Origin of the sequence: Micrococcus sp. KRD026, from assembly GCF_017168445.1 — a bacterium.
In the GTDB taxonomy this organism is placed as follows: domain Bacteria; phylum Actinomycetota; class Actinomycetes; order Actinomycetales; family Micrococcaceae; genus Micrococcus; species Micrococcus luteus.
This window is the reverse complement of record NZ_JABFBA010000029.1, coordinates 91,837-117,529: the sequence shown is the minus strand read 5'-3', so window position 1 is coordinate 117,529 and position 25,693 is coordinate 91,837. Positions and strand designations below refer to the sequence as shown.

Below are 25,693 nucleotides of genomic sequence, written 5' to 3'. Positions count from 1 at the left end.
CATCGTGATGACTCCATTCGAGGATTCTGTGGAAGGTTGACTCGACGGATCACACGGTGGCCGCGTCCACGTCTGAGACGACACGCCCGACCACCGGGCGCTACACCACTATGCGGGACTCAACTACGCTTTAAGGCCTGCTAATCAGGTGGGTGATCGGATCTGAGCTTTCCGCAGACGACAGGTTCTACGTCCGGCTGACGGCGGGTTTCATAGGCACCCCTGGCGCAACAAACGTTTTGTCGTGAAATCCTAGACCCCGCCCTAGAGGGCCTGTGGTTGAAGAGTCGGTCTTACGATGGACAATGGTCCAAACCAGCGACACCAGTGCGCACTGTTCGTGCTGTGGGCGGCGTCTGCCGTTGAGCAGGTTGCACGCGTTGGCGGATGGCGCGGCTTACGTCTGCCGGCGGTGCGGCTTATGGATTGCGGTCCGTCGTCGCTGAGTGATTCCGTTGAAACGTCTGGTTGTGGATGTGCCGATGATCAAAGGTAGCTACAGATGACTTCGGCATTGCACTGAGCGGGGTCGCCGGCCGCCGCGGTTCCGTGAAGGCCGGCAACGGTTTCTCTGAGCGCGGTGAGTTCGGCGATGTGCCTGTCCAGGTTCGTCAGGTGCTCGGCAAGCTGATCACGCACGTGGCCGCACGGCGCCGTGCCAGCATCCCGGATTTGGAGGATGTCGAGGATTTCGGCCAGAGTGAGGCCGGCAACTTGGCTGCGCCGGATGAATTCAAGCCTGACGATCGTGTCCTCTGGATAGTCGCGGTAGCCGTTGGTGGCTCGGTCGGCCTGCGGCAGGAGCCCTCGCTCCTCGTAAAACCTCAAGGCCTTGGTCGTCACGCCGGAGGCCGCCGCTACTTCACCGATACGCATGCTTCACCTCGTTCTCGAAAGACTCCGTAATCTTCCATTTTGCTGGAAGATCACGAAGGTGATGGGGGTCTTTGTGGTGTGCCAATTCCTTCGTGCTCCCGCCTGTACGTTTCTCGACCCGGTTAGGGGGTGAGGTCGAGTTGTTCGAGGGCGACCTGGAAGGCCTCGTGGTAGGTCGGGAATTGGGCGACCTGGTCCAGGAGCGTGTCGATCGGCAGTTGCGTGCGGATGGCGAGGGAGGCGTGGTGGATCCACTCTCCGGCCATGGGGCCGACGGCCCAGGCTCCGATGAGGATCTTCCGGTCGGCGTCGGCGAGTAGGCCGAGGTGCCCGCGGGGGTCCTGCTCGTAGGTCCAGGGTCGGGCGATGGCGTCGGCGAGGTCCAGTTCCGTGGCGATGGTGCGGATGCCCTGCTTCGTTGCCTGTTCCTGGGTTAGTCCGGCGCCGGCGATTTCGGGGTCGGTGAATACGACACGCGGTATGCCGTCGTAGGTGGCCGGGTGGGGTCGGCCGAGGATGGCGTCGGCGGCGATCCGGCCTTGGTACTTCGCGACGTGGGTGAAAGGCATGATGCCGGTGACGTCGCCGATGGCCCACGTGTTTTCGCCGGCGCGGCAGTGGTCGTCGATCTGGATTTCTCCGTGGTCGCCGAGGGTTACGCCAGCGTGTTCGAAGCCGAGTCCTTCGGTGCGTGGTGTGCGGCCGGTACCGAAGATCACGACGTCTGCTGCCACCTCACCGGCTGGATCGCCGTCGCGTGTCTGAAGCTCGATGATGCTGTCGGCTCCCTCGCGCCGCGCCTGGACGGCGGAGGTGGCCAGCCGGATGTCGATGCCGGCCTCCTGCAGGTACTGGTGGGCAAGTTCCCCCACCCGGGGCCCTTCGCGGTCCAGTAACCTCTCGCCGCAGTGGATCAGGGTGATGGCCACTCCGAAGCGGGCCAGGAACGTCGCGGTTTCCACGCCGACGGCGCTGCCGCCGATGATGACCGCCCGCTCGGGGAGCGTGCTGGTGGTGTAGGTTTCACGGTTCGTCCAGGCCGTGATCTGGTCGATGCCGTCCAACGGTGGGATCACGGCGTCGGAGCCGGTGGCGATAATGATGTGCTCGGCTGTGATCTCGCGGTCTCCAGCCTGGATCCGGCCCGGTCCGGTAATCCGAGCTTCGTCCTTGATCACCACGGCGCCCTCTTTGATGTACCCGTCGACCTGTGCCTGGTCATCGAGGTTCCGGATCATGTAGTCCCGGTACTTTGCAGTGGCAGCCCAGTCCAGTTCGGCGCCGGAGACACCGGCGGCCCGTTGAACTTCCGTGCGCGCTTCCGGCGGCCGCAGGACGGTCTTGGAAGGGATACACGCCCAGTAGGCGCATTCCCCGCCGATTAGTTCCCGCTCGAAGACCACGACGTTCTTCCCGGCTTTCAGAAGCCGGTCGGCCGCGACCTCCCCGCCTGGGCCCAGACCGAGGACGGCAACATCGAAATGTTCACTCATGAGAATTTCTCCTTCAGATTCAGCGGATCTTTCCCGGCTCTTTCCGGTCCTTCGTCAACATCTCGCACCGGCCCCGGCCCGCCTCCTGCACCGGTACTGAACCCGTGCAAGCCCTCCAGTTGCCAGTGGTGGTCCGGCGGGTAGTGGTGGGTGGTCGGTTGGTTCAGCAGGCGCAGCTTTGGACGCCGTTGCTTACCTGGTCGGTGGCGGGTCCTGGTGTGTGGGTGAGCATCTTCTCAGCCATGGAGGATCCGAGTTCGTAGGCCTCTTTGACAGGCATGATGGTGCCGCCGGGGTGGGTTTCGAGCCAGGGCGCTGCGTCGTCGGGTGAGGCGAAGAAGTGGACCTGGTTGCAGAACGATGAGCGGACGGAGCTGATGTCCTCCGGGTTCACCAGGGACACCACGGCGGTGGCCGGCTCCACGCTGGTGACACCCATCGCTGTGACAGCCACCCGTACCGGGGTGCCTGTGGCCTGATGTGAGGATTCGATACGCGCGGATGCGCCCAGCAGGGTCGGGAAGATCAGGGTGTCCAGCGCGCACCAGGTGTAGAGTTGCTCACCGTTTACCTCGAACCGGTGCTGCGTGGGGCGCTGCGTCAGGCCCTGCCCGATGATCCGCCCGGACCCGTCGTACTCCGTGTCGCCCATCGCCTTGAGGGCAGTGCGGACTTCCTCCCCGGCACGGCCGGTCGCCGCGGCGAGGTCGCTCACGTCGACCGGGTCGCCCAGGGCGAGGAGTTTCAGTAGGGGCATCCACAGCCAGGGCTCCATCCCCGTCTCGTTGGACGCAAGCCGGTCAGTGACCTCGCTGATGTTGTTCATCGCGGTCGTTCCTTTCAAGGCATGGTGTGTCAGTGTTCGGCGATCGGTGGTTCAGGTGTTCAGGCGGCGCAGCAGGAAAGTTTGGAGACATCCGTCTTGAAGGACTGGGCAACGATCTTGATGCCCTCGGCCATGGTCAGGTACGGGCTCCAGAGGTTCGCGACCTGATCGACGGTCATCCCGGCCTGCAGGATGTACACGCCTGTTGCAGCGAGGTCGCCGGCTTCCTTCGCGACGGCGGTGATACCGACGATCCTGCCGGTGTCGGCGTCTGCGACCATCTTGATGAATCCGCGGGTGTCCCGGTTCACCACGGCGCGGGGTATGTATTCCAGCGGTACAACCCGGCATTCGCACCTGATCCCGGCGTCTCTTGCCTGCTTGTCGGTCATGCCGACAACCGCGAGGTTAGGGCTGGTGAACGTGACGCGGGGCAGGTGGCTGTAGTCCACGGCGCGGCCGGCGTCGCTGAAGGCGTTGTCGACCATCAGGGTGCCGTGGGATGCGGCGACGTACACGTATTCGGGGTGCCCGGTCACGTCCCCCGCAGCCCAAACGCGTGGGTTAGAGCTCACCAGGGTGTCCTCGACGACGACTTCCCCCTTGTCCCCGGTCTTCACGCTCACCCCGGCCAGGTTTAGCCCGTCGGTGACCGGGCGCCGACCCGTGGCGATGAGGACCTTGGAGGCCCGGAGGGTTTCGCGCCCGCCGGCGATGTCGGCCTGGGCGGCAATGCCGCCGTCCGTGTCCTGGGTGATGGAGGAGACGGTGGAGCGGCGGATGACCCGGATGCCCTCGTTGGCGAAGACGCTCATCAATGCCCTGGATGCTTCGGGTTCCTCACCCGATGCCAGGCGAGAGCGCACCAGCATGGTGACCTTCGAGCCGAGGCGGGCGAAGAGTTGGGCCTGTTCCAGGGCGACGTACCCGCCGCCGATGACCAGCAAGGACTCGGGTACCTCGTCGAGTTCCATGGCCGTGGTCGATGTCAGGTAATCGACCGTGTCCAGACCATTGATCGGTGCGGCCCACGGGGTGGAGCCGGTCGCGACCAGATAGTGGGCGGCCGTGATCGTCTCCCTGGTCCCGTCCTGCGCGGTGACCTCCAGCGCAGGGTCCGCGGCGGTGCCGGTGAATACAGCATTGCCGTGGCGCAGCTCCCACCCGTAGTCCGCGACGAGGTCCACGTACTTATCGGAGCGCACGTTCTCCACCAAGGCGCGCTTTCCCGCGATGAGTGCTTCCATGTCCACGGGTCCCGCGGTGGCGGTGAGGCCGGGGAACCTGCCGGCGTCCTGGGCGGTGTGGCGTGCCTCGGCTGCGGCGAGCAGAGCCTTGGAGGGGATGCATCCGGTGTTCACGCAGGTCCCGCCCACGGTCCCGCGTTCGATCATGACGACCCGTTTGTCGAGGTTCGTTGCCCTGATCGCGGCAGCGAACGCGCCACCACCGGAACCGATGATCGCCAGATCGAAATGCGGTACTGCCTCGTTCATGCGAATCTCCCTACACTGCCATCGGGCACCGGTTCATTGCGTGACGGCAGAAGCTGATGGCTGGTTTTCCAGTGGTTGATCTTCAGTCTGCACCTTCCCCTACGGGGGAAGGTCAAGGGTTCTCTGAACGGACGACGGGCTGGGGGCCCTCGAGGTGGTCGAGGCCGGTCCAGGCGATGTCTTCAAGCGGCCCGTAGGCGGGCGAGGTCGTTCCGGCGCGGCAGGCGTACTCCCACTCGGCCTCGGTGGGCAATCGGTACCCGTCAGCGCTCGTGTTCCAGGTAACGGAGCGTCCGTCCCCAGCACGCGTGTAGGCCGGCTGCAGCTCTTCGGCATTGGATAGCTCGTTGCAGAGGTTGATGGTCTCGAACCATGTCAGAGGCGTGAGCGGGCGTCCGGTGCTCCGGTCATGGAGGGGGTGCACTGCCATCTCGAAGGGCTCCAGTTCCACATCCCGTGTGGTCCCGCGGCGGGCGTCGCGCAGGGTGATTTTTCCCGAAGACAGGGTGGCCATGGAGGGCTGGTTCATGGTGTCAGCGTCGCACACGGGCTGACTGGAGAACTATGACCCCTAGTCGATCAAGGTTCAAATGTCAATACCTAAGTGACTCATGGTCGCATGAAACATATTTGCGCGTTTGTGAAATCTTCGCTGCATCTCGACAGCGTCACTCCGCGCACCATCGCCCGGGAGCGCACCCCGGCCGCCCACACCTCCGCCCCTGCAGTAGACTCCTGAACACTGTTCAACTCGTCGGGCACTCGCCATGCGCCCCGCGCCTCGGCTGAGCGCCCCCTCGCACTCGCTTCCGCACCAGGAGTCCCTCCATGAGCACTTCCGTGCCCTCGTCCCACGACGGCCACGTCCGCCCCGCGGCCACCACGACGGCGGACCGCCCCACCGACGCCGGCCGCCCCCGTCGCGGTTCCGCCGGCGGCAGCCTCGCGCGCATCGCCGTCATGACCGCGTTGATGGCCGTCCTCGGTCTGGTGCCGCCGATCGCCGTCGCCGGTGTGCCCGCCCCGATCGTGCTGCAGAACATCGCCGTGATCCTGGCCGGTGTGATCCTCGGCCCGTGGCGCGGGGCCGCCTCGATGGCGCTGTTCGCCGGCCTCGTGGCGCTCGGCCTGCCGCTGCTCAGCGGCGGCCGCGGCGGCCTGGGCGTGTTCGCCGGCCCGACGGCCGGCTTCATCCTCGGCTGGATCCCGTCCGCGCTGATCGTCGGCCTGATCTTCTGGGCCCTCACCTCCCGGGCCCGGCCCGGCCTCGGCGCCGGACGGGTCGCGCTCGGGGCGGCCGTCGCCGGGCTGATCGGTGGCGTCGTGATGGTCTACTTCTTCGGCGTGCTCGGCTTCGTCGGGATCGCCGGGATGGAGTTCGGCGCCGCCGTCCTCTCCATGGCCCCGTTCGTGCCCGGTGACCTGCTCAAGCTCGTCGTGTCCGTCATCCTCGTCGTCGGCCTGTGGAAGGCCTACCCCCGCGCCTTCCGATGAGCCCGGACCGTTCCGTCACCCTCACGGGCGTCCGCGTCGAGGCCGATGGCCCCGAGGGCGTCGTCGTGCTCCTCGACGGCGTGGACCTCACCCTCACCGCCCCGCGTGTGGCGGTGATCGGGGAGAACGGCTCCGGCAAGTCCACGCTGGCCCGCGCGATCGCCGGGCTGGCCGACGTCGTCGCCGGGGAGGTGACCGTGCACGGGGTGGACGCCGTCCGGGACGTGAAGGCGCTGCGCCGCACCGTCGGCTTCGTGTTCGCGAACCCGGCCGCGCAGATGGTCATGCCCACCGTCCGGGAGGACGTGGAGCTGACCGTGAAGTCGCTCAGGGACGACGCCGGCCGCCGCCTGACCAAGGACGACGTCGCCGCGCGCGTGGCCGCGGCGCTCCAGGAGCACCGGCTCACCGCGCTCGCGGACCGGGCGTGCCTGTCCCTGTCTTCGGGGCAGGCGCAGCGGCTGGCGATGTGCTCGGTGATGACCACCGGGCCGTCCCTGGTGATCGCCGACGAGCCGACCTCCCTGCTGGACGGCCGGCACCGGCGGATCGTGGCCGACCGGCTGCTGGCCGCCGACCCCTCCGCCCCGGACGGGTTCCAGCTGCTGCTGGTGACCCACGACCTCGAGCTGGCCCGTGCATGCGACGAGGCCGTGTGGGTCCACGGCGGCCGTGTGGAGCGGACCGGCCCGGCCGAGGACGTGGTCGAGGCGTACGAGCACTTCCTGGATCACGCCGTGGCGGCGGAGCTGCGCTGATGCTCTCCCTGTACATCCACGGCGACTCGCCCCTGCACCACGCCCGCGCCGGCCTCAAGACGGGCCTGTTCGCGGTGTGGGTGTTGGCCCTGACCCTGCTGCCACTGTCCCTGTGGACCGCGGGCGCCGCCGTCGTGGGCGCCGTAACCGCGTATCTCGTGGGCTTCGGGCTGCGGCGCGGGGCGGCGATGATCGCCTCCGACCTGCGCGCTCTGTGGCTGTTCTACGTGGTCCTGTTCGCGGCGCAGTGGATCTTCACCGACGCGTTCGCCGCCGGACTCATGGTGGCGCGCGTGCTCGGGCTCGTGCTCACCGCGCAGGTGTTGACGCGCACCACCCGGATCGCGGACATGACCGGGGTGGCCGAGGCGGTGCTGCGGCCGGTCGAGCGGATCCCGTGGGCGGGGCCGCGCCTGGCGCGGGCGGGGTTCCGCGCCGACCGCGTGGGCCTGGCGATGGGCCTGGTGCTCTCCTCGATCGGGCACCTGCGCGCCCTGGCCGAGCAGATCCGGCATGCGCAGGCCGCCCGCGGGGTGCGGATGGCGCCGTGGGCCTGGGCGCTGCCGCTGCTGGTGCTCAGCTTCAAGCACGCGGACGACGTCGGGGACGCCCTGGCCGCCCGCGGCATCGACTAGAGCCGCCCGCCCCCGGACCGCGTGGGGCGGCGGGCCGGCTCAGAGGGGGTTGTCCAGGGGCAGGCGGTCGCGGTCGTAGGTGATCTCGGTGAAGCCGTGGGGCACGGGCTTGCCGTCCTCGCCCAGGGACACGAACACGATCTTGTCGATGGTCAGGATCATCTCGCCGGTCACGATGTTCCGCACCTTCGCCCGCATGCTCAGGGACGTGCGCCCGAACTCGGTGGCGCGCAGGCCCATCTCGATCATGTCGCCCTGCTTCGCCGAGGCCAGGAAGTTGATCTCCGAGATCAGCTTCGTCACGCACCGCGGGTTGCCCAGCTGCAGGGTCGCGTAGATGGCCGCCTCCTCGTCGACCCAGCGCAGCAGCGAGCCGCCGAAGAGGGTGTTGTTCGCGTTGAGGTCCTCCGGCTTGACCCACTTGCGGGTGCGGAAGTTGACGTCGTCGTGGGCGGCGCGGTCGGCCGAACGGGTGAAGAGCGTGGAGTCCATGGCCCCACGGTAGAGCGACGCCGACGCCGGCACGAGGGAGGGCGCCCGATGCGGAGATGCGCTCGACCAGGCCGTAGGGTCGCCGACAGGGATCCGCAACGGAGCACACAGGAGGGACCCGACCGACGACCATCCGCCCCCACCCCGACCCCGCCACACCCGACGCCACCTGGCGCGATGTGCCGGTGCTCGGCTTCACGGTCGCCGCCGGCGTCGCCGTCCTGTTCTGCCTGGTCTGGCTGCTCCGCGACGGGCTCACCACCGACTACACGTGGGGGCTGCTGCTGTCCCCGGTGCTCATGGGTGTGGCCGGGGTGGCGGTGATGGTGCTCTGGGAGCGGCTCCTCGCCCGCGTCCCGCGGCTGGCTGCCACGCTGGTGGCCGCCGTCGCCCTCCTGGCCTTCGTACTGGTGCTCGCCTGGTGGCTCGTCGAGGTGAACGCGCAGACGCACCTGTTCACCGGGAGCACGCTCTGGCTGCTCGCCGTCGCCCCGGTCTGCGCGGCCCTCGCCTGGCTCGCGCACCGGCTGCTCCCGGCGGCCCGCCGGCCCGTGGGGGAGCCCCCCGCCGCCCTCGACGACGACGCGTGGGCCCGCCGCCTCGCCGGCGTCCTGCGGCTGCGCAAGGACCTGCCCGACGCGCGGGTGGCCGAGATCGTCCGTGACGCGCGGGCGCGGGGGGCCGCGGCCGGGCGCCCGCTGGCCGAGGAGCTCGGCTCCCCGGAGTTGTACGCCGCGGGCTTCCAGAAGGACCGGGTCGCCGCGTCCCGCCGGCGGGCCTGGGCGGTCACCGTGTTCGTGGTGCTCATCCTGGCCGCCCGTCTCCCGGGTGTGGTGGCCGGGGAGCGGCTCAGCGCGTGGGACGTCGCGTACCTGCTGGTCGCCGTCGTCGTGCTGGTGTGGGAGTGGCGCGACTACCGGGCGGCGGTGCGCCGCGCCCGCGGCTGAGGGGTCTCACGCCCCGGCGGCGGCCAGCACCCTCGCCACGTGGCGGCGGTGCACCTGGTGGATGACCTCGATCAGCCCGCACCCGAGCACGGCGATGACCAGCGCGGCCACGAGCACGTCCGTGGGCGGGACCTCCATCTGGTGGTACCAGCGGGAGGCCGGTACCAGCACGACGGCGGCCAGCACCGCGTACATCGCCAGGATCAGCAGCACCACGCGCGCGCTCAGCGGCCGGGACATCACGCTGAGCACCCACAGGCCCAGCAGGGTCAGGGTGATCATGAACGCGGCCTGCTGGCGGGCCAGGTCGACGTCGCCGGCGGTGAGGCGCACGTACGCGTGCAAGGCCACCATGGACAGCACGATCACGGCGCCCGAGGGGATCGCGAACCGCAGGGCCCGCCCCAGGAACCCGGGCACGTAGCGGCGCGGGTTCGGCAGCAGGGCGAGGAAGAACGTGGGCGCGCCGATCATGATGAAGTCCACCGTGGAGGCCTGCCGCGGCAGCAGTGGGAACTGCCACGCGAACAGGGAGAACACCACGCCGAACAGCAGCGCGTACGTCGTCTTCGTCAGGTAGATGTGGGCGAGCCGCTCCATGTTCGCGATCACCTGGCGGCCCTCGCCGAGCACGCGCGGCAGGCGGTCGAAGCGCCCGTCCAGCAGCACCATCCGGGACACCGCCTTGGTGGCCGGGGCGGCGTTGCCCATGGCGATGCCCAGGTCCGCGGTCTTCAGGGCCAGGGCGTCGTTCACCCCGTCGCCGGTCATGGCCACCACGTGCCCGCGGGACTGCAGCGCCTGGACCATCGCCTTCTTCTGGTCCGGGCTGACGCGGCCGAACACGCTGTGCTCGGCCATCACGTCGGCGAGCTCCCCGGGCTCGTCCGGCAGGGTGCGCCCGTCGTAGGCCTGACCCGCCACCTCGAGGCCCACCTCGCGGGCCACGGCGGCCACGGTGCGCGGGCTGTCCCCGGAGATCACCACGGTCCGCACGCCCTGCGCGTGGAAGTAGTCGAGGGTCTCGGCGGCGTCCGGGCGCACGTTCTCGCGGAACGTCACGACGGCGACCGGGACGCCTCCGGCGGGCAGCGCATCCCCGATCAGGGGCGCGTCCGTGCGGGCCAGCAGCAGCACGCGGCGGCCGGCGTCCGCGTCGGCGTGGACCTGGGCGCGGACGGCCTCGGCGGCGTCGGGGCCCAGGAGCCGCTCGTCCACGAGGGCCTCGGGCGCGCCGAGCAGCCACGTGCCGGCCGCGGCCCCGGCCTCCGGGCCGAACGCGACCGCCGACCACCGGCGCGCGGAGGAGAACGCCACCTGGGCCGCGGGGTCCACGGCCGGGACGGCCGTGAAGGGCTCGCGCAGGGCCGCCGCGGTGGGGTTCACGTCCGGGTCCGCGCCGAACCAGGCGAGCACGGCCCGAGCCCCGTCGCCGACCTCGGCCGGGGCGCCGTCGTCGTGGGCGTCCGGGGACGCGTCCGCCGAGGCGGGCGCGGTGAGCCGGTCGAACCGGACGCCGCCCTCGGTGAGGGTGCCGGTCTTGTCCAGGCAGACGGTGTCCACGCGGGCCAGGACCTCCACGGCGGGCTGCTCCTGGATGAGGACCTCCTGCTGGGCCAGCTTGAGCGCGGACACGGCGAACGCGATGGTCGTCATGAGCGCCAGGCCCTGCGGGATCATGCTGGTCACCGCCGCCACGGACGCGATCAGCGCGGGCTCCAGGGCGGCCTCGCGCGGCTGGGAGAGGGCGAGGGACCAGCCGCCGACCGCCGTCATCTGGCCGTGCACGATCACCGCGATGATCGGCACCAGGGCGATCGTCAGCCAGCGGGCCACCTTCTCCAGGGCGCCGCGCAGCTCCGAGTGGATGGCGGAGTAGCGGCGGGCCTCGGCGCTGAGCCGGGCCGCGTGCGAGGCCGAGCCCACCGCCGTCGCGCGCACCAGGCCCGCGCCGGCCACGACGGCCGAGCCCGAGAGCACGGCGTCCCCGGGGGTCTTGGGCACGGGGTCGTTCTCCCCGGTGAGCAGCGCCTCGTCCATGTCCAGGCCGTCCGAGACGAGGACCTCGCCGTCCACGGGCACCTGGTCGCCGCGGCGCAGCACCACGACGTCGTCCCGCACGATCCGCGCCATCGGCAGGGGCACGCGCGCCCCGTCCCGGATGACGACGACGTCGTCCTGGTGCAGCAGCGCGATCCGGTCCAGCTTCCGCTTGGCCGAGTACTCCTGGACCACGCCGATCACCACGTTGGCCACGGCCGCCAGCGAGAACAGCAGGTCCAGCCAGCGGCCCATCAGGATCACGACGACGGCGCACAGCGCGATCGCCAGGTTGAACAGCGTGAACACGTGCACGCGCAGGATCTGCCCCAGCGAGCGGGACGTGTCCCGCGACTGGACGTTGACCAGGCCCGCGGCCTCCCGCTCGGCGACCTCGGCGGCGGTGAGCCCGGTGATCCCCGCCGCGCCGGTGAACCCCAGGCCCGTCCCGCTCTCGGGGGCGGACGGGTGCGCGGACGCAGGGGAGGGGGAGGCCATGGCACAGAATCTACCCAGCCGGCGTGGGGCCGGGCATCCGACGAGGGGATGAACCCGGGTGCGACCGCAGGCGGGACCGCGGGTGGGGCGGGCTCACTCGCCGGCCTGGCCGTCGATCCCCTCGCGCAGCAGGTCGGCGTGGCCGGCGTGGCGGCCGTACTCCTCGATCATGTGGGTGAGGATCCACCGCAGCGAGACCGGGTCCCGCCCCTCCCGGATCCGGTGGGCGCGGGCCAGGGCCGCGGCGCCGTCGTCGCCGTCCGCCGCGAGCAGGTCCACCACGATCTGCCGGGACCGCTCCACCTGGCCCTGCCAGAGGGCGCGCAGGTCCGCCGCGGAGTCCTGCGCCGCGCTGTGCCAGTCCCAGTCGGGGTCCGCGTCGAAGTCCGCGCCCACCCAGGGCGTCGAGGTGGGCTCGCCGAGGGCGACGGCCTCGAACCACCAGAACTCGACGAACGCGAGGTGCTTGAGCAGGCCGCCGAGCGTCATCGCGGACGGGTGCCCCGGCAGGCGGCGGTGCAGCGCGGCCGTGTCCAGGTCCGCCGTCTTCCACTCGATCGTGGCGCGCAGGAAGTCGAGGAAGCCCAGCAGGGTGGCGGCCTCGCCCGCGGCGAAGGGCGGCTCGGGGCGGCCCTGGTCGTCGTAGAACACGGTGGTCATGGCGGCCAGGCTACGCCCCACCTCGCGTTTTCGTTCGGGAAACGGCGCGTCCGGGGGCGGGGGCGCCCGGGAGCAACCGGCTCAAACAGTGGCGAGGAATCGCGATGCGCTCGGACAAGTACGCCCGGAGCTATCACGCCGGGCTCTGCCTCGCCGCGACACTGCATTGGCTGACTACTACCCTTTAGCAACACGCCCTAACCCCAGCCGAGTACGCTCGGCAGTGCACCCATCAAATGGAAACCGACGACTCACAGAACGTCCGGACCGAATGAAGGGGGCGGCTCACTTACGTTGGATCATCCAACCTATCCAAGGCCGCGATGCTGGACGGTTTGGAGTGGAATGTCCGGTTGTCCTCCATCGCGACTCCATCACTAGTCAGGAAGTTCCAGGCCACGTTCGACACGTACTGGGCCGACCCGGCGTTTGAGCCCTACGACCCGGAGCGGGACGCCGAGCGCCTCGACCGCGAACTGCGACAGGGATCATTCACAGACCGCGGGGACCGCATCGACCTCAGCGGTCTGGACGTACACCCGTATCCGCACCAGGCGAGGATGCTTGATGACCTCAACGCTGAGCGCGCGCGTGGTCATCACCGCAACCTGCTCGTCGCGGCCACCGGCACGGGCAAGACGGTGATAGCTGGCCTTGACTACCGGGACATGGCACTGCGTGCCGGTTCGCCCCCAACTCTTCTCTTTGTGGCGCACCGGGAAGAGATTTTGCGCCAGGCCCGGAAGACCTACCGCGCCATTTTGAACGACGGCACCTTCGGGGAGCTGTTCGTCGGGGGAGAGCATCCGTCGCAGTGGAAGCACGTGTTTGCGTCCGTTCAGTCCTTGGCTCGGCTAGGTGTCGCCACGTTGTCTCCGGACCTGTTCGATGTCGTCGTCATCGACGAGTTTCATCACGCCTCTGCGAGTTCCTACGAGGCACTCCTCCGCCATCTCAGGCCACGCGAGGTCCTCGGTCTGACGGCGACACCGGAACGCGCCGATGGGGTCAACGTCAAGGACCTGTTTGAAGGACGCATTGCCTCCGAAATGCGCCTCTGGGACGCGCTTGAGGCGGACATTCTTGTGCCCTTCCACTACTTCGCCGTGAACGACGACGTCGACCTTCGAGGAATCGAATGGCGTAATGGCCAGTACGACGTGGGTGCACTGGGTCGGATCTACACCGGCGACGAGGCCCGTGCTCGGAAGATTCTGGCGGCGCTCAGCGACAAGGTATCTGACCTCGATGCCATGAAGGCCCTGGGGTTCTGTGCCACGGTGGACCATGCTCACTTTATGGCCGAGGTGTTCAACCGCGCGAAGGTCCCGGCGGCCGTGGTGGTGGGGGACACCGGGTCAGAAGAACGAGCCGCTGCCTTCAGAGACCTCCGTGCTGGGACCCTGAAGGTGCTCTTCGGCGTCGATGTGTTCAATGAGGGGCTCGACATCCCTGAGGTCAACACGGTCCTTTTTCTTCGACCGACGCAGAGTGCCACGATCTTCCTCCAGCAGCTCGGACGAGGGCTCCGCCGCTCTCCCACCAAGAGCGTGCTGACAGCGCTAGATTTTGTGGGCCATCAGCGCAAAGAATTCCGTTTCGACCTCAAACTGCGCGCGCTGACGGGCAGTGGTCGGCGCCAGTTGATCGACGACGTTGAGGCAGGATTCCCCTACCTCCCGCCGGGATCGCAGATCGTGTTGGACCGGGTGGCGGAGGAAAACATCCTGGCCAATCTCAAGAATCAGGTGGGTTTGAAACTGTCGGACCTAGTCAGGGATGTGCGGGACCACGCCACTGCGGCGCGCGTCGGACTTGCCGACTATGCGCTGGCGCGGTACCTCGAGGAGGCCGGCCGTGGGCTGGAGGACGTGTACCGGCCAGGAAAATCGGGACGGAGCTGGAGTACCGTCAAAGACCTCGCGATGGGTAACCACCTCGGGGTCATCATGACTCCCGACGACCGTGGGATGACCCTCCGTGCTATCACGCTGCGCCACGTGGACGATGCCGAGCGGGCCGATGCGTACCGCCGGTTGCTCACAAATAATACACGCTATGAAGAGCTGACTCCGCAGGATCAGCAGTACGCGCGCATGCTGTATTTCACCCTCTTGCATGGGGCGGGGCCAGCCCCATTTTCCGATTTCGACGAAGCTTTCGACTGGGTTCGGGGGTTGCCCGCATTCGTGGAGGAGGTCGACCAGTTGCTCGACGTCGTCGTGTCGAGCGCCCGGACCGCTCCCGAGCACCTGCGGTTGGGGAAGCCGACGGCCCTCCGTAGCCATGCACACTATCGACGGACGGAGATTCTGGCCGGCCTGGACATCTCATCGTGGGAGCGCACGCAGTCGAGTCACCGGGAAGGCGTGGCCTTCTCCCCGGACTACAACACCGATGCTCTCCTCGTGACCCTTAAAAAGGATGCTCGGCAGTTCTCACCCAGCACGATGTACCGCGACTTTGCCGTCAGCCGGTCCGCATTCCACTGGGAGAGTCAGAACGTCACGACCGCTCGCTCCCCCACGGGCCAGCGCTACCTCAGCAAGGAGCACGGCGAGTCGCACACCCTAATGTTTGTTCGAGGGTCGGGTAGGGATGCGATTGGAGAGGGTGCTGCCTATCTGTGTCTGGGAACGGTGCAGTTCGCGGATTGGTCGGGCACAGAACGGCCGATGCAGATCACTTGGGCACTGGATCGCGAGATGCCTACCTCGGCGTACCAGGAAGCGAGGGCCGCTAGCTAGGGAGGGAGTGGGCGTCGAGTGTGACGGTCGTCGTGCGCGATAGGCGCGGGCGCGAGTTTTCCGGAGGTGTCCGGATCCCGAACGGAAACGGCCCGGGAGTCGCCCGGATCTCAAACGGAGGCGTTCGAGATCCGGGCCCACCGTCACCGCTTCCGGTAGAGCCCCTTCTTCTGGAACTTCGGCTCGCTCGTCACGAGCATCCCCAGGGACCGGAAGATGCCCTCGTCCACGGAGCCGAGGATCGTCGTCGTGTGCACGTCGCAGCCCTCGAGGCTCGCCAGCTGCTCGACGGCCGCCTTCGCGTTCTCGTCGGTCGCCGCGGACACGGACAGCGCGATCAGCACCTCGTCCGTGTGCAGCCGCGGGTTCTTGGAGCCCAGGTGCACGGTCTTGAGCGTCTGGATCGGCTCGATCGAGGCGGGGGAGAGCAGGTGCACGTCGTCCTCGATGCCGGCCAGCACCTTGAGGGCGTTAAGCAGCACCGCGGCGGAGCAGCCCAGCAGCTCCGAGGTCTTGCCGGTCACCAGGGTGCCGTCCGCCAGCTGCACGGCCGCGCCGGGCTCACCGGTGCGCTCGGCCACCAACTGTGCGGCACCCACCACCGGGCGGTCCTCCGAGCTCAGACCCAGCTTGGACATCACCAGGGCCACGCGCTCGGACTCGGTGTCGTCCGCGCCCTCCAGAGCCTCGTTGACCTGAGCCTTGTAGTAGCGCCGGATGATCTCCTGCTTCGCGGCCTCCTGGCACACCTCGTCGTCCACGATCGCCGCGCCGGCCATGTTCACGCCCATGTCCGTGGGGGACTTGTACGGGGTGGTGCCCGTGACCTTCTCCAGCAGCGCGGACAGCAGCGGGAACACCTCGACGTCGCGGTTGTAGCTCGTCACCCGCTCGCCGTACTCGGCCAGGTGGAACGGGTCGATCAGGTTGATGTCGTCCAGGTCCACGGTGGCGGCCTCGTAGGCGGCGTTCACCGGGTGCTCGAGCGGCAGGTTCCAGATGGGGAACGTCTCGAACTTCGCGTAGCCGGCCGGGATGCCCCGCTGCCGATCGTTGTACACCTGGCTCAGGCACGTCGCCAGCTTGCCGGAGCCCGGGCCGGGGGCCGTCACGACGACGAGGTCCCGCGTGGTCTCGGACCACTCGTTGGCGCCGAAGCCCTGCTCCGAGACGATCGTGGACATGGCGTGGGGGTAGCCGGGGATCACGCGGTGGCGGGCCACCTTCAGGCCGAGGCGCTCGAGCTTCTCGAGGAACGCCAGCGCACGGTGGTTGGCGTCCTCCAGCTGCGTGACCACCACGTGCTCCACCAGGAACCCGCGCTCCCGGAACACGTCCACGAGGCGCAGGACGTCGTCCTCGTACGTGATGCCCAGGTCCGCGCGGACCTTGTTCCGCTCGAGGTCCTTGGCGTTGAAGCACACCAGGATCTCGGTCTCGTCCTTGATGCGGTCGAGCATCGCGATCTTGTTGTCCGGGGTGAAGCCGGGCAGGACGCGGGAGGCGTGCAGGTCGTCGAAGAGCTTGCCGCCCATCTCCAGGTACAGCTTCCCGCCGATCTGGCGCCGGCGTTCCTGGATGTGCTGGGACTGGAGCTCGATGTACTTCGCGCGGTCGAATCCGACGCGGTGGAGGGGGCCGGAGGCCGCGGCCTCCGTAGTCGTGCTGGCGGGGCGGGCGGTCTCATGCGTGCCGGTCATGGACTCTCAGCATAGACCCGTCCGCGGGGTGCGCGTGCGCGGCCCGGCGTCGGGCCCACCGCATCCCTCAGCCCCTCGGGTCCTCCGGGTCGTCCGCGATCCAATCGTGCTCGGGGTCGTCGAAGCTGCGCGTGCGCCCGGTGCGCAGGTCGGTGACGTCCATGACGCCGGTGCCGCGGTCCAGGCGCACCTGCTGGTGTGAGGCGGGGTCGACGACGGTGATCGTCTGGGTCTGCGGGTCGTAGTCGTCCACCCGCACCTGGTCCTCGTACTCCTGCCGCGGGCCGTAGGACCCGTGCGTGTCGTCGTCGGGGAAGGCGGGGGCGCCGGGGGAGCGCAGCCGGCGCTCGAGGGTGCGCTCCACCCGGCGGGCGGCCGCCTCCTGCGCCTGCGTGGCCAGGCGCCGCAGACGCTCGAGGGACTCCTTGTCCTGGGAGATCTCCGCGCCGAAGAACCGCCACTGGTAGCGGTAGGCGATCATCCGCACCGCGAAGATCAGGAACGCGATGAGGAAGCCGGTGAACGTGTTGAGCGCGCCGTTCATCGCCACCACGGTCGCCAGCACCGCGCCCAGGAACGTGGGGAGCACGTACACGCCGCGGGGGTCGAAGATGGACGGCACCTCGTTGGCGACGATGTCCCGCAGCACGCCGCCGCCCAGCGCCGTGACCATCGCGATCACCACCGTGGACACCGGGTGCACGCCCATCGAGTGCGCCAGCAGGACGCCGGACACCGTGAACAGGGCGAGCCCGGCGGCGTCGAACAGGGTGATGGTCAGGTTCAGCCGATTCGGGTGGATCAGCTTGACGTACACGAGCAGGGAGACGAGCACCGGCGGGGCCAGGTAGACCGGGTTCTCCAGGGACGCGGGCAGGCCGCGGTCCAGCAGGATGTCCCGGGTGAAGCCGCCGCCCAGCCCGGCCAGCAGGGACAGCGCCATCGAGCCCACCAGGTCGAACTGCTTGCGGGCCGCCAGCAGCGCCCCCGAGGTGGCGAAGAAGAAGATCCCGATCAGGTCCAGGGCGGTGAGCAGCCACGGGACGTTGGTGAGGGTGGCGAAGAACTGCTGCACGTCCACGGCGGCTCCTTCCGTCGGGTCCGGGGATTCACCGGCGATTGTCCCGTGCGGCCCGCGTGGTGGCTCGTTTGTTCACCCGGGTGTCCCCGGGGGGCCGTCCTCGCCGGCCCCGGGCGTCTCCTCGTTCGCCGGGGGGCCGTCCTCGCCGGGGTCGGCGGGCGGCCCGTCCCTGCCCTTGCGGTCGCGGATGTCCGGCACGGGCGGCTCGTCATGGGGATCCAGGCGCTGGCGCTGGGTCGCCCCCGAGATCTCGGCCCCCGGGGCGAGCCACTCCCTGCGCAGCGACACCACGCGCAGCACCAGCACGAGCACCATCACCGCCGCCGAGGTCAGCGGGCCGAGGAGCTCCGCCTGGCCGAGGGCCGCCGTCGTGCCCGCGCCGAGGATGGCCGGCAGCGCGTACCAGCCGCGCCCGCCGAACACGGCGGGCGGTTCCCCGGCGACGACGTCGCGCAGGATGCCGCCGCCGACGGCGGTCACCAGGCCCAGCACCGCGGCGGCGACCGGGCTCAGGCCGGCGAGCAGGGCGATGCGCGTGCCCACCACGCAGTACACGGCCAGGCCGATGGCGTCGAAGGCCATGACGGCGTGGTGGCCGCGCTCGCCGTCGAAGATGCGGAGGAACACCGCCAGGGACGCGACCGCGGGCAGGATCAGGTACCAGGGATTGTCGAAGGCCGCGGGCACGTCCCGGCCGACCACGAGGTCACGGACGACGCCGCCGCCCGTGCCCACCATGAGGGCCAGCAGCAGGGAGCCGACGATGTCGTAGCCCTTGCGCACGGCGAGGACGGCGCCCGAGATCGCGAAGAAGAACACGCCCACGAGGTCCACGGCGGTGATCGCCGCGGTGATCGCGTCGGCGAGCTCGCCGTGCGCGTCGATCGGCTCGGGCACGTCCCGTTCGAGTTCGGCGGGGTCCTTGGGGGCGGCGGACAGCAGCCACACGGGGAGAAGTGGAAGCAGCACCCGCCCATCGTCCCCCGTCAGGCGGCCCGGGTCAGTCCTGCGCGGGGCCGAACTCCTTGGCCAGCTCCGCCGCCACGCCGGTGTACCCGGCCGGGGTCAGCTCCAGCAGGCGCGCCTGGGCCGCCTCCGACAGGCCGAGGCCCTGCACGAACTCGCGCATGCGCGCCCCGTCCACGCGGTGGCCGCGGGTCAGCTCCTTGAGGCGCTCGTAGGGGTTGTCCATGCCCTCGACGCCGGCGATCGCCTCGGCACGCATCACGGTCTGGACGGCCTCGCCGAGCACCTCCCAGTTCGTGTCGAGGTCCTCCGCCAGTACGGGCGCGGCGACCTGGAGCTGGCCCATGCCCTTGGTGACGTTGGTCAGGGCGAGCACCGAGTGGCCGAGGGCCACGCCGATGTTGCGCTGCGACGTCGAGTCCGTGAGGTCGCGCTGCCAACGGGACTCCACGAGGGTGGCGCCCAGCGAGTCGAGCAGGGCGCAGGAGAGCTCGAGGTTGGCCTCGGCGTTCTCGAAGCGGATCGGGTTCACCTTGTGCGGCATGGTGGAGGAGCCGGTCGCACCGGCCACGGGGATCTGCGCGAAGTAGCCGATGGAGATGTAGCTCCACACGTCCACGCAGAAGCCGTGGAGGATCCGGTTGAAGCGCGCGACGTCGGCGTACAGCTCCGCCTGCCAGTCGTGGGACTCGATCTGGGTGGTCAGCGGGTTCCAGGTGAGGCCGAGGTGCTCCACGAAGGACCGGGACAGGGCCGGCCAGTCCGCGTCCGGGGCGGCGGCGAGGTGGGCGGCGTAGGTGCCGGTGGCGCCGTTGATCTTGCCCAGGTACTCCTGGCCGGCGATGCGCCGGGTCTGACGGGTCAGACGGTGCACGAACACGGCCATCTCCTTGCCCAGCGTGGTGGGCGTGGCCGGCTGGCCGTGCGTGCGGGAGAGCATGGGGGTCTCGGCGGCCTCGGCGGCCATCGCGGAGACGGTGGCCACGGCGGCGCGGGCGGCCGGCAGCCAGACCTGCTCGACGGCGTCGCGCACGCCCACCGCGTAGGCGAGGTTGTTGATGTCCTCGGAGGTGCACGCGAAGTGCACGAGCGGCTTCAGCCGGCCCAGGCCCAGCCCCTCGAGGCGGTCGGCGATGAAGTACTCGACGGCCTTCACGTCGTGCACCGTGACCTTCTCGGTAGCCGCCAGCTCGGCCACGGACTCCGCGTCGAAGTCCGTGACGATCGCCCGCAGGCCCGCCTGCTGCTCGGCCGTGAGCGGCTCGAGACCCGGCAGCACGCGGTGCTCGGCCAGGTGGATGAACCACTCGACCTCCACGTGGATGCGGTTGCGGTTCAACGCCGCCTCGGACAGGTGCTCCACGAGCGGCTCCACCGCCGCGCGGTAGCGGCCGTCCAGGGGGCCGAGGGCGATGCCGGCCTCGGCGAGGGAACGGCGGTGGGCGGTGGACGCGGGCGCGGGCTGCGAGGTCATGGCCCCCATTCTGGCAGGCGCCGCGGACGCCCGACGAAGGCGACGACCGGGTCCGTCCTCGACCGCGACGGGGTGGCGAGTGCAACATCGAGTGCAACATGCGGACGCGCCCGGTGGCCCGGGGCGCGGCGGACCTACCGTGGCTGACGTCGCCGTCGCCCAGCGTCGGCGTGCCGAGAGGGATGAGGAGACCGAGATGACGGAACGGACCGGGCAGGCCAGCGAGGCCGGGACGATCGACCGGCTGATGGCCGGGTGGGTCGCCGACGTCGAGACCCCGGACGCCTGCGCCGCCCACCTGCTCTGCGACCGCTGGCCGGCCGACGCGGTGGCGTTCCGGTTCGTGGCGGAGGACATGTCCGCCGTCGACCTCACCTTCGGCGAGCTGGCCGACCGCTCGCGTCGCCTCGCCACCGGCCTCGCCGCCCGCGGCGTCACGCGCGGCGACCGGGTCCCCGTGATGATGTCCAAACGGGAGGAGCTCGTCATCACGCTGCTGGCCCTGTGGCGGCTCGGCGCCGTGCACGTGCCGCTGTTCACCGCGTTCGCCGCGGGCGCCGCCCGGATGCGCATCGAGGGCGCGGCGGCGCGGCTTGTCGTCGCCGAACCCCGCCAGGCCGAGAAGCTCACGGACATCCCGGGCATCGAGATCATCCGCACCGGCCCGGAGTGGGACGCGCTCGCGGACTCCGCGCCGCTGGCCGAGGACGTCGCCGTCGGCGGGGACGGGCCGATCGCCCTGCTGTTCACCTCCGGCACCACCGGCCGCCCCAAGGGGGTGCCTGTGCCGCTGCGCGCGGCCGCCGCGTTCGCCGTCTACCTCACGTGCGCGGTGGACCTGCGCCCCGAGGACCTGTTCTGGAACGCGGCCGACCACGGCTGGGCGTACGGGCTGTACTACGGGATCGTCGGCACGCTGGTGCTCGGGGCGACCTCGGTGCAGTACCGCGGCGCCTTCTCCCCGGCGACCATGGTCGAGGTGATCAGCTCGCAGGACGTCACGAACCTCGCCGGCGCCCCCACGATGTTCCGCGCGCTGGCCAAGGCCGGGGAGGTCACCGAGGACGCCCCGCTGCGGCTGCGGCGCGTGTCCACGGCGGGGGAGCCGCTGCCGCCGTCCGTGCTCGAGTGGGGCCGGGCGGCCCTCGGCACGGAGATCCGCGACCACTACGGCCAGACCGAGCTGGGCATGGTCATCTGCACCCCTGCGCACCCCGAGCTGGCCGCGCCGCCCCGCCCGGGTTCGATGGGTGTGCCCCTGCCGGGGATCGCCGCCGAGATCCGGGACGGGCAGATCGCGATCGACGCGGCCTCGCCCCTGTTCTGGTTCCCCGGCTACCTCGGGGAGCCGGAGAAGACCGCGGAGCGCTTCACCCCGGACGGGCGCTGGTACCTGACCGGGGACACCGCCCGGCAGGACGACGACGGCTGGTTCTTCTTCTCCTCCCGGGACGACGACGTGATCCTCGCCGCCGGGTACCGGATCGGCCCGTTCGACGTGGAGTCCGTGCTCATCGACCACCCGCGGGTGCAGGAGGTCGCCGTCGTCGGCCTGCCGGACCCGGAGGGGGTGCGCGGCGAGGAGGTCGTGGCGTTCGTGGTGCCCGCCGGGGCCGTCGCGGACCCGGACGCCCTGGCGGCCGAGCTGCAGGCGAAGGTCCGCGACGAGTACTCCAAGCACGCCTACCCGCGCCGGGTGCACTTCGTGGACCGGCTGCCCAAGACCCCCTCCGGCAAGCTGCAGCGGTTCGTGCTGCGCCAGGGTGCCGCCGACTGAGTCAGCGGTGCACGAGCCGCAGGAACGCGCCGATCATCGGCAGGTCCTCGGGGCTGGTGGGCAGCGCGTCCGCGAGGGCGGGGGAGTGGACGAGGTAGGCGGCCCACTGTCCGCGCGAGATCGACACGTTGAGCCGGTTCCGGTTCAGGAGGAAGTCCAGCCCGCGCGGCACCTCCTGCGGTGAGGACGCCGCCATCGTCAGGATCGCGACGGCGGCCTCCCGGCCCTGGAACTTGTCCACGGTGCCGACGGTGGTGCCCTCGAGACCGGCGGCGTCGAGCGTCTCCCGGACCGTGGCGACCTGCGCGTTGTACGGGGCCACCACGATCACGTCGGACGGCTCGAGCGGTCGGCCGGGGTCGTCCGGGCCGGTGGACCAGGTGCGGCCGAGCAGTGACCGGATGATCTCGACGACGGCCGCGGCCTCCTCCGGCGAGGACACCGCGTTGCCCGTGTGGGAGACCGGCCACGGGTGCAGCCCGGGCTCCACGCCGTCGAGGCGGCGGGCGTCCGTGACCTCCTCCCGTGCGCCGAGCCGGCCGGCGTAGGAGAGCTCGGAGACCGCGCGGGTGAGCGCCGAGTGCATGCGCCACGAGGTGTCCAGGAAGAAGCCGCGCTCGGCGCGGAGCACGGGGGCGCCCTCCGCGATCCAGGTCAGGGCCGCGTCGCCGATGGGCTGGGGGTGCTCGCCCCTGCTGACCTGGGGGAGCTGCTGCGGGTCACCCAGCAGCAGCACCGTCTCGGCCAGGGCGCTCGCGCCCAGGAGGTGCGCGAGGGAGAGCTGCCCTGCCTCGTCCACCACCAGGAGGTCGACCGGCTGGGCCGCGGCGTTCGCGAAGGTCCACGCGGTGCCGCCCAGGACCCGGCCCGGTGCCAGGAAGGCATGGACCTCCGATGAGCCCAGGGACGTCCAGCGGTGCGGTCCGTCCGGGTCCTTGGGCTCCTTGCCCACGCGGTCGGGGTCCACGCCGACGCCGATCAGCTGGTCGAGGAAGTTCTCCACCACCGCGTGGGACTGGGCGGTGACGCCGACCGTCCAGCCCCGGTCCAGGAGCTCCTTCACCGCGCGGCTGCCCACGTACGTCTTGCCGGTGCCGGGAGGGCCCTGCACGGCCACGTAGGAGCCGCGTGCGGACTCGACCGCCTCGACCAGGCCCCCGACGCCGTCCCGCCGGCCGTCTCGTACGTCCGCCCCGATCGCGGCGAGGGTCCGGCCCGCGGTGCGCGGGGCACGGCGCGCCAGGATGTCGAACACCGCTCCGTCCGGCAGTCGGCCGCGGCGGGCGGCCTCGGCGGCCTGCTCCCGGATGCGTTCGAGGAGGCCACCGGGCCGGACGTAGTTGAGGTGGAAGACCGCCATGGGCACCTCCGCGTGCGGTTCCGGCTCGTACTTGGTGCTGAGGCGCTGCAGCAGGCTGACGCGGAACCGGCCCGGTGCGATCTCCTCCACCTCGGTCACGTCCACGGGCGATCGGCTCTGCCAGCGGACGGCGTTGGGGGCCAGCTCCGCCCAGCGCGGCGGCTGCTCGTACAGGGCGTTGAGCTTGAACCTCTCCTGGCTGTTCCGACGCGGCCGGACCTCGGTGCCCGGCTCGAGGCGCCCGGTCACGGTCAGCGTCCGGGCGGGGTTGCTCCGCGGGGTGGGCCGTTCCCACGCACCCACCGACTCGACGGTGTCGAACACCAGGTTCGCGCGCGGCTCCTGCCACTCGTCCGGGGCGGACACGGCCCGATCGAACATAGCCCACCACAGCGGCTTGTTCTCCCTGGCGAAGTAGCCCAGCCCCGCGGCCAGCAGGGCGATACCGCGCCGCCCGCCGTCGAGCTCCGCCTCCGGGGCCCCCGTCCCACCCGCCTCGTCCCTCTCGGCGCCCGCCAGCGCCTGCAGCGAGGCGGCGAGGGCCGCGTCCTGCTCTTGGACCGACGGCGCGGCCTCGACCAGCGGCTCGTTCCCGGTCGCGGCGTCGTCGACGGGACGCTCCGCGACGGCGGCCTCCTCGGGCTCGACCTGCGCCCGCAGCCAGTCCCGCAGCCGCGCCGTGGAGACGCAGTCGTACCGGTTGTAGTCCTCGATGTCGGCGCGGATCGCCCTCGCGACCTCGGTGTCCCCGGCCTCCATCGCGGCGACGTACCGGTGGTACTCGGTGACGCTGTCCGCCGCCGTCGTGACGCCGTCCTCCGCCCGGTGCTCCGCCCCCATGTAGAGGGGCTCCAGCTTCTTGATGGAGTAGCTCGGCACACCGGCCCGCAGGGCGGCGCGGACCGTGGAGTAGAGGTCCACGAACAGCCCCGCGCGCAGCCAGTCGTCCAGCTCGCGCTCGCCCACACCGTGGCGCACGGTCAGGCGTTTCAGCGCGGTGACCTCGTACGCGGCGTAGTGGTAGATCCGCATCCCCGGGTGGGCCGCGCGTCGCGCCTCCACGAACGCCACGAACTGCTCGAGCGCCGCCCGCTCGGCGGCACGGGTGTCCGCCCACAGACCCGTGAACCGGAAGTCGGCCGAGGCGGTGCGCGCGGTGTCCCCACCCGGCGCCTCGACCCAGCCCCACAGGTACTCGAGGCCCTCCATGCTCCCGTCCGCGGAGACCCACAGCGGGTCCCCCTCGAAGTCGAAGAAGACGTCTCCGGCGTCCGGCGCGGGCAGCCCCGCCACGGCGCGCGGGTCCACGATCCGATGCGGCGGCAGCCCGTCCGCCCCGGCCGGCTCCAGCTGGATCGCCGCCTGTTCCCGCAGCGCCTCCCACGTGCGGCGGGCCATGCCCTCCGGCGGTGCGACGGACACCGCGAGCTGCTCGATGGTCGTGATGCCGGCCTCGCGCAGCCGGGTGCGCTGCAACCGCGTGGCCCCCGCCGTGAGCAGCACGTCCCGGTGCTCGGCGACGGCCTCCTCGCACGCCTCGCATGCGCCGCAGACGCTCAGGCGGTCGTCGCCCCAGCGAGTGGGCTCCCCGGCGGCCACGTGATCCTGCAGCAGCGCCTCCAGCCGGGCGCGCTGGTGCCGGTACACCGGGATCACCTCGTCCAGGTCCGCGACGTGCCGGGAACCGTCCCCGAGCCACAGGCTGCCCTGCCGCGCCCGCGGCACGTCCATGCCGTCCAGCAGGTCTGCGTACGCGGCGATCTGCAGCAGCGCCGTCACGCGCGCATGCCGGGCCAGCTTCGTGTCCACCACCTCGTACGCGCCCTCGGGGTGCTCCTCGTCCGTGCGGAGCACGAGGAAGTCGGCCAGGCCGCCGAACGCGCCGTCGTGCAGCATCCCCTGGAACACGACGGCGGGGCGCGCGGCCAACGCCGCCGCGGTGCGCTCGCGGGCGGCCCGCACACCCTCGGGCGTGTAGCGCTCCGGGCGGGCGAGCCGGACCACCTGGTCCGCGCCGTGCTCCGCCTCGAGGCGCGCGAGCACGCGAGACTCGTGCTCGTCCCCGAGGCGGGAGACCCGCTCGAGGAACGCGTCCTCCGCGCCGATCCGCGGGGCACGTCCGAGCGCGGGGTCCACCGTCCCGCGCAGCCACCCATAGGTACACGTGGCGGCGGCGGTGATGTCCGAGGGGCTGAGCATGAAGGAGGCGCGGTCCGGCGCGAAGGTCACCATGCGGTCACCCTAGATGTAGGAGGGCATGACGTTGTTGACTCGGGCCGGTGCCAACGAGGTTGGCGGGGCGTCCCCGCAGGAGGTATGAGGCCGATGGTAGTTGTAGTGGTTCACCCACACCGCCAGGGCCTCACGCCGAGC

The 25,693-nt window shown here is 70.5% G+C and carries 20 protein-coding genes; 6 read left to right on the top strand and 14 right to left on the bottom strand.

Going from position 1 to position 25,693, the window contains the following annotated elements; genetic code table 11:
* Positions 1–486: 486 nt before the first annotated feature.
* The 5 genes from J1M40_RS10700 to J1M40_RS10680 form a co-directional block, all read right to left on the bottom strand.
* Positions 487–876 (bottom strand): heavy metal-responsive transcriptional regulator, encoded by a 390-nt coding sequence (locus J1M40_RS10700; RefSeq protein ID WP_036334145.1) that lies wholly within the window; start codon positions 874–876, stop codon positions 487–489.
* A gap of 122 nt (positions 877–998) precedes the next feature.
* Positions 999–2,369: an NAD(P)/FAD-dependent oxidoreductase gene (locus J1M40_RS10695; protein WP_144819261.1), complete on the bottom strand. Its 1,371-nt coding sequence runs from the start codon at positions 2,367–2,369 to the stop codon at positions 999–1,001.
* A gap of 163 nt (positions 2,370–2,532) precedes the next feature.
* On the bottom strand, positions 2,533–3,195 hold the full coding sequence (gene merB, locus J1M40_RS10690; RefSeq protein WP_036336638.1) for an organomercurial lyase MerB: 663 nt from the start codon (positions 3,193–3,195) through the stop codon (positions 2,533–2,535).
* Positions 3,196–3,254: 59 nt separating this feature from the next.
* The gene (gene merA / locus J1M40_RS10685; RefSeq protein WP_020624860.1) at positions 3,255–4,691 is read right to left on the bottom strand and encodes a mercury(II) reductase; all 1,437 of its coding nucleotides are present in this window, start codon (positions 4,689–4,691) and stop codon (positions 3,255–3,257) included.
* 112 nt (positions 4,692–4,803) lie between these two features.
* Entirely contained in the window at positions 4,804–5,220 is a 417-nt protein-coding gene (locus J1M40_RS10680) for an SUMF1/EgtB/PvdO family nonheme iron enzyme (protein ID WP_227448837.1), read from the bottom strand.
* 299 nt (positions 5,221–5,519) lie between these two features.
* On the opposite strand from J1M40_RS10680, the gene J1M40_RS10675 reads away from it, so the two are divergent.
* From J1M40_RS10675 to J1M40_RS10665, 3 genes are read left to right on the top strand one after another with little or no spacing between them, the layout of a single operon-like run.
* The gene (locus J1M40_RS10675; RefSeq protein WP_036313851.1) at positions 5,520–6,185 is read left to right on the top strand and encodes a biotin transporter BioY; all 666 of its coding nucleotides are present in this window, start codon (positions 5,520–5,522) and stop codon (positions 6,183–6,185) included.
* Positions 6,182–6,943 (top strand): energy-coupling factor ABC transporter ATP-binding protein, encoded by a 762-nt coding sequence (locus tag J1M40_RS10670; protein ID WP_036313854.1) that lies wholly within the window; start codon positions 6,182–6,184, stop codon positions 6,941–6,943. The genes J1M40_RS10675 and J1M40_RS10670 overlap by 4 nt, the downstream gene beginning before the upstream one ends.
* Positions 6,943–7,578 carry an energy-coupling factor transporter transmembrane protein EcfT gene (locus J1M40_RS10665; protein ID WP_036336646.1) on the top strand — a complete coding sequence of 212 codons (636 nt, stop codon included), beginning with the start codon at positions 6,943–6,945 and terminating at the stop codon, positions 7,576–7,578. Before J1M40_RS10670 ends, J1M40_RS10665 begins: the two co-directional genes overlap by 1 nt.
* A 39-nt stretch (positions 7,579–7,617) precedes the next feature.
* Here the strand turns inward: J1M40_RS10665 and J1M40_RS10660 are convergent, their stop codons facing one another.
* Entirely contained in the window at positions 7,618–8,070 is a 453-nt protein-coding gene (locus J1M40_RS10660) for an acyl-CoA thioesterase (protein ID WP_051050163.1), read from the bottom strand.
* Between the two features lie 185 nt (positions 8,071–8,255).
* Between J1M40_RS10660 and J1M40_RS10655 the strand changes: the two genes are divergently transcribed.
* Positions 8,256–9,017, top strand: a complete 762-nt coding sequence (locus J1M40_RS10655; protein WP_145993069.1) for a hypothetical protein — start codon at positions 8,256–8,258, stop codon at positions 9,015–9,017.
* A gap of 6 nt (positions 9,018–9,023) precedes the next feature.
* On the opposite strand, the gene J1M40_RS10650 is transcribed toward J1M40_RS10655, so the two are convergent.
* Both J1M40_RS10650 and J1M40_RS10645 read right to left on the bottom strand, forming a co-directional pair.
* Positions 9,024–11,555 (bottom strand): HAD-IC family P-type ATPase, encoded by a 2,532-nt coding sequence (locus J1M40_RS10650; RefSeq protein ID WP_206450779.1) that lies wholly within the window; start codon positions 11,553–11,555, stop codon positions 9,024–9,026.
* Between the two features lie 93 nt (positions 11,556–11,648).
* A complete protein-coding gene (locus tag J1M40_RS10645) occupies positions 11,649–12,215 on the bottom strand; it encodes a DinB family protein (RefSeq protein ID WP_041104677.1) in 567 nt (188 codons plus the stop codon).
* 323 nt (positions 12,216–12,538) lie between these two features.
* Here J1M40_RS10645 and J1M40_RS10640 point away from each other — a divergent pair, with 323 nt between their 5' ends.
* The gene (locus J1M40_RS10640; RefSeq protein ID WP_181161598.1) at positions 12,539–14,962 is read left to right on the top strand and encodes a DUF3427 domain-containing protein; all 2,424 of its coding nucleotides are present in this window, start codon (positions 12,539–12,541) and stop codon (positions 14,960–14,962) included.
* A gap of 143 nt (positions 14,963–15,105) precedes the next feature.
* On the opposite strand, the gene J1M40_RS10635 is transcribed toward J1M40_RS10640, so the two are convergent.
* From J1M40_RS10635 to purB, 4 genes are all read right to left on the bottom strand, one after another.
* Positions 15,106–16,662, bottom strand: a complete 1,557-nt coding sequence (locus J1M40_RS10635; protein WP_002858124.1) for a DUF1846 domain-containing protein — start codon at positions 16,660–16,662, stop codon at positions 15,106–15,108.
* 67 nt (positions 16,663–16,729) lie between these two features.
* Positions 16,730–17,743, bottom strand: coding sequence for a trimeric intracellular cation channel family protein (locus tag J1M40_RS10630; RefSeq protein WP_144819562.1), 1,014 nt, complete (start codon positions 17,741–17,743; stop codon positions 16,730–16,732).
* Between the two features lie 72 nt (positions 17,744–17,815).
* A complete protein-coding gene (locus J1M40_RS10625; protein WP_342356903.1) occupies positions 17,816–18,691 on the bottom strand; it encodes a TRIC cation channel family protein in 876 nt (291 codons plus the stop codon).
* A gap of 52 nt (positions 18,692–18,743) precedes the next feature.
* Complete coding sequence (purB, locus tag J1M40_RS10620; protein ID WP_060775428.1) at positions 18,744–20,183, bottom strand: adenylosuccinate lyase; 1,440 nt, start codon at positions 20,181–20,183, stop codon at positions 18,744–18,746.
* A 196-nt stretch (positions 20,184–20,379) separates the two neighbouring features.
* Between purB and J1M40_RS10615 the strand changes: the two genes are divergently transcribed.
* Positions 20,380–21,960, top strand: coding sequence for an AMP-binding protein (locus tag J1M40_RS10615; protein WP_119217745.1), 1,581 nt, complete (start codon positions 20,380–20,382; stop codon positions 21,958–21,960).
* A 1-nt stretch (position 21,961) separates the two neighbouring features.
* On the opposite strand, the gene J1M40_RS10610 is transcribed toward J1M40_RS10615, so the two are convergent.
* Complete coding sequence (locus J1M40_RS10610; protein ID WP_070708499.1) at positions 21,962–25,552, bottom strand: TM0106 family RecB-like putative nuclease; 3,591 nt, start codon at positions 25,550–25,552, stop codon at positions 21,962–21,964.
* Between the two features lie 9 nt (positions 25,553–25,561).
* On the bottom strand, positions 25,562–25,693 hold a 132-nt coding region (locus J1M40_RS10605), incomplete at its 5' end, for an integrase core domain-containing protein (RefSeq protein ID WP_161788166.1).